Here is a 5,801-nt window from a genome sequence, read left to right as displayed (position 1 = left end):
AAAAAATTCTGCCGCTCGCGTAAGCGGGACGGAGTCCTTGTCTAGTCTGGTTAGAGCCGCCCCTTGCTGACTTGTCCCATCGCGTTAGCGGGACGGAGTCCCATGCGTCCTTTCGGCAACCCCAACCGTCTGGGCAGTTCTCCTAGCCGCAGATCCCTGCCGGGATCCAGCTCCTTCGTTCAGTTTCGCCGCGACCCGCACCTAGTGCCCTTTTGGGGCCTAAGCCTACTAGTCATGGGCCTGGCAGTGCCTCTGTTTGTGCTTTCGGGGGCGGATCCCAGTTTGGCTGGCTGCGACGAGAGCTTTTATGCCCAAATGGCCCGCGAGCTGCTGCGGGGAGGGCATTGGCTGGGGCCCACTTTTTTGGGGGAGCCTTTTTTCGAGAAACCCCCTCTGCTCACCTGGAGCGTGGCCCTCAGTTTTGCCCTGTACGGGGTAAACGAGTGGGCAGCGCGGCTGCCAGGGATCCTCGCTGCTTTGCTCTCCATTCCCCTGGTGGGTTGGATTGGGTGGTTTTTTTTGCCGATGCGGGCGGCCTTTTTGGGGATGGCGGTTTTGCCCCTGTGCTACCTCTGGGTGCAGCAGGGGCGGCTGGTGGGGCAGGATGTGCCCTTGACCTTTCTGGAGCTGCTGGGGATCCTGGGGCTGGTCAACGGTATCCGCGGCCACAGGGTTTGGTTTTGGCTAACCGGAGTGGCCTTCGGGCTGGGCCTGCTGATGAAAAGTGCCATGATCCTGCTGCCGGGGGCGGCTTTGATCCCCTATCTCGTGCAGCAACGGCGCCGCTGGATGGGATCCGCCCCATTTTGGCTGGCGCTTGGGCTGGGCTTGGGGATTTTTGGCCTCTGGCTAGGTCCAGCCATGCAGGTGTATGGCCCACAGGTGCTGACCACCCTGGTGGGGAAGGTGTGGGATCTGGGGCAAGAGCCCTTCCATGCGGATGCCACCGGCTGGTACTACTTTTGGCACATTCCCGTTCATGGCTTCCCGTGGACGGTTTTGGCTTTGGTGGGTGGCTTTCTCCTGGTGCGCCAGCAGCCGGGATCCACGCTGCTGATCTGGTCTTTCCCCCTGCTGCTGTTGTTGTTGTTGCAGCTTTATCCCACCAAAACCCCCTACTACACCGTGCAGCTTTACCCCTGGCTGGCTCTCTTGGCCGGGGTAGCCTTGGATCAAGCGTTGGCTATGCGGGGTCGCGTCAGCGGTGCGGATCGCGTTAGCGGGACGGAGTCCTTGCACTTAAAGCCCCGTCTGGCTCAGGTGATCTCTTGGGGCCTGGCAGCGGTGGGGCTGCTGCTGTTGGGCTTGGGGGTGGCCGTCCGGCTGGGCGTAGACGGTCTGGAGCTCCTACAGCCTCATGCTTGGCCGCTGGTGGTGATCGGTGTTTTGTACCTCTTGCTGCCAGGGATCTGGAGTTGGCGGCGGGTGTTGCGCTGTGCCGGCAGTCTGTGGGTGGGAACCCTCTTGTTGGCCGGGATCCTCGCCATGATCACCATCGTCTTGCGGCCTGATTTCGGCAACTTCAGCCCTGCTTTTGCCCGCATGGATTGGAGCCAGATGCTGCCCCCGTCCGTTCGCGCTATTCGGACGGAGTCCTCGACAGAGGCTGGGGAGACGGTGGTGGATATTGGCCGCAGCGGCTTGCCGGATGTCTGTCAGGCTCAGGCCATCGCTTTTTATACCCCCCATCCGGGGAGATGGGTGGATGATCAGGCTCTGCAACGAGGGGAATATGGAGACTACCTTTGGGTTTCTCCGGTGCAGGCAGAACAGGTGGAGATCCGGGATTTGGGGTTACAACCTCTAGCGGCGGTGGAGGGCTGGCAACTGGTGCGCCGTTTGGATCCCCTCTTGGAGCAGGGCAGCGGGGAGCCTCTTTGAGTTTAAAAATCTTAAGTTTAAGAATCCTAGGAAGTGTTAAAGCATGGCGGGAATAGCGGAATCGGGCCGGTCGTGGGTGTCTCTAGAGCGTACCTGGGTAATCCAGGGATTGGCTTGGCTGGCAGCGCTGCTATTTGTGGCGGGGGTGATCCTGCTGGCGGGGGCTTCACCTCTCCAGGTGGCGGCCAGCATGTGGCAGGGGGCCTTCGGCACTGAAGCTCAGTTTGGCCGGGTTTTGGCAACGCTGGCTCCCCTTGTCCTCTGCTGCTGTGGGCTGGTGTTTACGTTTGTTGCCGGTCTCTACAACTTGGGCATCGAAGGGCAAATGGTGGTCGGGGCAATTGCGGCCACGTTTCTGGTGCGTCTGGAAGCGGGATGGTTGCCGCCGCCACTGGCCATTACCTTGGCGCTTTTGGCCGGGATCCTGGGGGGGGCGGGCTGGGGCCTGTTGGCTGGGATCCTGAATGTGTGGGGGCGGGTCAACGAGATCTTCGCTGGGCTGGGGCTGAATTTTGTTGCCCAAGGTTGGGTGCTCTACCTGATCTTCGGCCCTTGGAAAAGGCCGGGGGTGGCTTCCATGAGCGGGACGGAAGTGTTGGATCCCCGTCTGTGGTTGCCCACCTGGGGGCGGTCAGAGGCCAGTCCGGTGGCGTTGCTGCTGGCCCTGTTGGCTTTGGCCCTGACGGTGCTGGTGGTGGGCAACACTCGCTTCGGCCTGCAGTTGCGGGCGGTGGGGAAAAACCCTGTAGCTGCTTTCCGGTTGGGGATCCCGGCTACCCGCAGGTTGCTCATGGCATTTGCCTGCTGTGGGGGCTTAGCAGGGCTGGCGGGCGCCTTGCAGGTGTTGGCTCTGTTCCATCGCCTCATCCCCAATATCTCCAGCAATTTGGGCTTTCTGGCCTTGTTGGTGGTGATGCTGGCAGGCTTTAACCCCCTGCTGATTTTGCCGATTGCCTTTTTCTTCAGCAGTCTTAACATCGGCAGCTTGCAACTGCCTCTCTCTTTGCAATTGGAGTCTTCTTTGGCCGGTGTGATTCAGGGATCCCTGGTGTTGTTCGTCTTGTTGGCCCAAGGGATCAGCCGCCGCTATTTCCTTGGGAAAGGTTAATGGCTTCGGCGATTTCTGGGATCCCTTTGCGTTAGCGTTGCGCAACAACGAGATTTAACTCCTATCGCGGGGGAAAACTTTGGATTTTTCTGCTCAGGACAGTGGTGCGGTTCCTCTGCCGTAGGCATAGCACCATCAACATCGGGAAATAAGGTTATCGTAGAAGGATGAATCGGACATCCCCTTTTTCAAATCGACCGCTCATCGGCGTTACCACCCGCAACCGCAATGACGAGGGAGACTTTGTAGCGCCAGGCCGCTATGTGGATGCCATTCGTGCTGCCGGAGGGATCCCTGTTCTTTTTCCCCCAGGCGAAAGCGAGCCCCAAGTTTTGCTGTCTTGGGTGGATGGCCTGGTGTTGACCGGTGGCGGCGACCTCTGCCCCAGCACCTATGGAGAGGATCCGCAACATCCCCAGGTGCGCTATGTGAACGCGGAGCGGGATCGATTTGAGGTGGCCTTGGCTCAGGCCGTGCTGGCCCAGGGGATCCCTGTTTTAGGCATTTGCCGGGGGATGCAATTGTTAAATGTGGTCAGTGGCGGCAAGCTGATCCCCCATGTGCCTGATGTGTACGACGAGCTGGATCACTTCAACCCCGCTGATCGCAAGCCCATTCGCCACAATGTCAGCCTGATCCGCTCCACACGGCTACACCAAATCGTCGGCGCAGAAGAAATCTCTGTGGTCTCTTGGCACCATCAGGCCATCCGCGATGTGCCCTCAGGTTGGCGTTTGGCTGCCCGTTCTCGAGATGAGCTGATCGAGGCCATTGAACACGAAACCCACCCCTGGGCTGTTGCCGTGCAGTGGCACCCCGAGTTCACCTTTGAAGAAGCCGAGCACTTCCGTCTGTTTCAAGCCTTTGTGCAGGCAGCACTGCGTTTTTCCCCGCGCCTAGCTGGCCTGCTGCCCAACCCTGAGCCCGTACCCCAAGTCGCCTAAAGGAAGGTTCCCAGCCAGAGGACAGTCCTGCCGTTGGAGAATCATCCAACAGTTATCCCGTCAGTTATCCCGTCAGTTATCCCGTGCTAACTTCTAGGCGGTGCCCCCTTGTCAAGAAGCGCCGTTGTCGCTACGCGACGCTAACGCGAACGCGGTAGCGGGACGGAGTCCTTTCCCGTCAGGGTGCCGTGGGCATATGAACAGGGAGCGACCGCTGGAGAGAGTCGTCTCTTTAGGGCTGGCTTTTGCCAGCTCAGCTCTTTTGGGTGCCTGCGGCGAGTGGAACTCTTCCCGAGCAGACCGGGTCAGTTGCCTAGCGATGCCTTTGTGCGCCTTTACGATGCCATCGGCAATGAACTCTGGAGCCACCAGTTTAGAACCCCTGACCAAGAAAACTGGGTTGCAAGCCCTGCCCTTAAGGGCGGCTTTTACTTCATCGCTACGTGACGCTTTCGCGGACGCCTGCGGCGGCGCAGAGCGCTATAGTCTGTCTTAGTTGGGGCACCGGTGAAAGTAAGTGTATCGCGTCCGCAGGCTCAAGTTAGGAACTTCCCCACAGTTGCACCAGTTGGCTTTGGCAGCAGGCCAGCTGTATTCCCAAACCCTCGTTTCCTTTTGGCGGGTAGTCCGTAAAAAAGGTTTGTGGTTGAAACCCGCAAGCTTAATGCGCTGGTTCCCCAACAGCCCAGAAAATGAGCTCCATGCCCACAGTGCTGACGCCGTAGTGCAGAGCTTCTGTGCTGCCCTGAAATCCTGGCGCAGCCGCCGCAACAGCGACCCCACCGCCAAGCCCCCCAAAAGACGGCGGCGCTACTTCAAGGTCATCTGGAAGTCCTCTGCCATTAGGGTTCGGGGTGGGAAGTTAGTTCTTTCCAACGGCAAGACCAACCCGCCTGTGGTCATTTCTTGGGCGTGGGAGACTCCAGTCCAAGTAGAAATCGGCTGGGACGGCAAGCAGTACGAGCTGCGGGCCTGCTACGACCCCAGCAAACGGCAGGCGGAGAGGAAAGAAGAGGAAACACCAAAGGCCGGGGAAGTGGCAGGGGTGGATTTGGGAGAAGTGCATCTGGCCGTTGCCCACGATGGGAAGGAAACTTTCATAGCCAACGGGCGGTTGCTGCGTTCCCAAAGGCGTTACCAGAACAAGCTGAAGGGCAAGCTCTCCAGGCTAATGGCTCGCAAGAAGAGAGACTCACGGCGGCGGAAGCGGTTAGTTCGTTCTAAGCAGCGTCAGTTAGCTAGGCTGGCAAAGCAGATGGCGGACATTCTCCACAAGCAGACGACCAGGTTGGTCTCCACGCTCCAAGCAAGAGGCGTGCAGACGGTTGTGATTGGGGACATCCGGGATATCCGGCGGTCGGCCCAGTACAACAAGGCAGCCAACCAGAAAATCCACCAAATGCTGTCGGGACAGGTGCGGCGGATGCTCACCTACAAGGCAGAGCAGTTGGGGATGCGGGTGGTGTTGCAAGAGGAGCGGTACACCTCGCAGAAGTGCCCGCGCTGCAACATGCTCCACAAGCCCAGTGGTAGGGAGTATCATTGCCGAGCCTATGGCTTTAGGTTTCACCGCGACGGTGTGGGTGCAGTGAATTTGAGACGGAAGTATCTGGGGCAGTTCGATGTCCCAGTAGTTGGGGTGATGGCATCCCCCATTGGGTTGAGGTATTGGCCTCACGCCCAATGTAGCCCGGCAAGTGAAAGTCGTTTCACAAACCGGGAAAGAATCCCTCGCCTTTAGGCGGGAGAGAATGTCAATGGATCGGTTCTCTTGCTTCGGATAGAAGGGGAAATCTTTGGGTGGCGGGGGTAACTCGGGGAGCCTTTCCTGACCAACCCCGATCGCGTCAGCGGGACGGAGTCCTTTC

At 59.2% G+C, this 5,801-nt stretch carries 4 protein-coding genes; all 4 read left to right on the top strand.

Annotated features, from left to right (window positions below; translation table 11 throughout):
* Window positions 1–102 precede the first annotated feature (102 nt).
* The 4 genes from NW815_RS11865 to NW815_RS11850 all read left to right on the top strand — a co-directional run bounded on the left by NW815_RS11865 (window position 103) and on the right by NW815_RS11850 (window position 5,674).
* Window positions 103–1,881, top strand: coding sequence for an ArnT family glycosyltransferase (locus NW815_RS11865; protein ID WP_414416052.1), 1,779 nt, complete (start codon window positions 103–105; stop codon window positions 1,879–1,881).
* A 76-nt stretch (window positions 1,882–1,957) separates the two neighbouring features.
* Entirely contained in the window at window positions 1,958–2,989 is a 1,032-nt protein-coding gene (locus NW815_RS11860; RefSeq protein ID WP_238376851.1) for an ABC transporter permease, read from the top strand.
* A gap of 167 nt (window positions 2,990–3,156) precedes the next feature.
* Window positions 3,157–3,933, top strand: coding sequence for a gamma-glutamyl-gamma-aminobutyrate hydrolase family protein (locus tag NW815_RS11855; RefSeq protein ID WP_414389413.1), 777 nt, complete (start codon window positions 3,157–3,159; stop codon window positions 3,931–3,933).
* 646 nt (window positions 3,934–4,579) lie between these two features.
* Window positions 4,580–5,674: an RNA-guided endonuclease InsQ/TnpB family protein gene (locus NW815_RS11850; RefSeq protein WP_414389411.1), complete on the top strand. Its 1,095-nt coding sequence runs from the start codon at window positions 4,580–4,582 to the stop codon at window positions 5,672–5,674.
* The last annotated feature ends 127 nt before the right edge of the window (window positions 5,675–5,801 follow it).

Origin of the sequence: Synechococcus sp. R6-7 (assembly GCF_047461695.1) — a bacterium.
Taxonomy (GTDB): Bacteria; Cyanobacteriota; Cyanobacteriia; order Thermostichales; family Thermostichaceae; genus Thermostichus.
The sequence above is the reverse complement of the archived record's forward strand: the minus strand, read 5'-3'. Positions and strand labels throughout refer to the sequence as shown.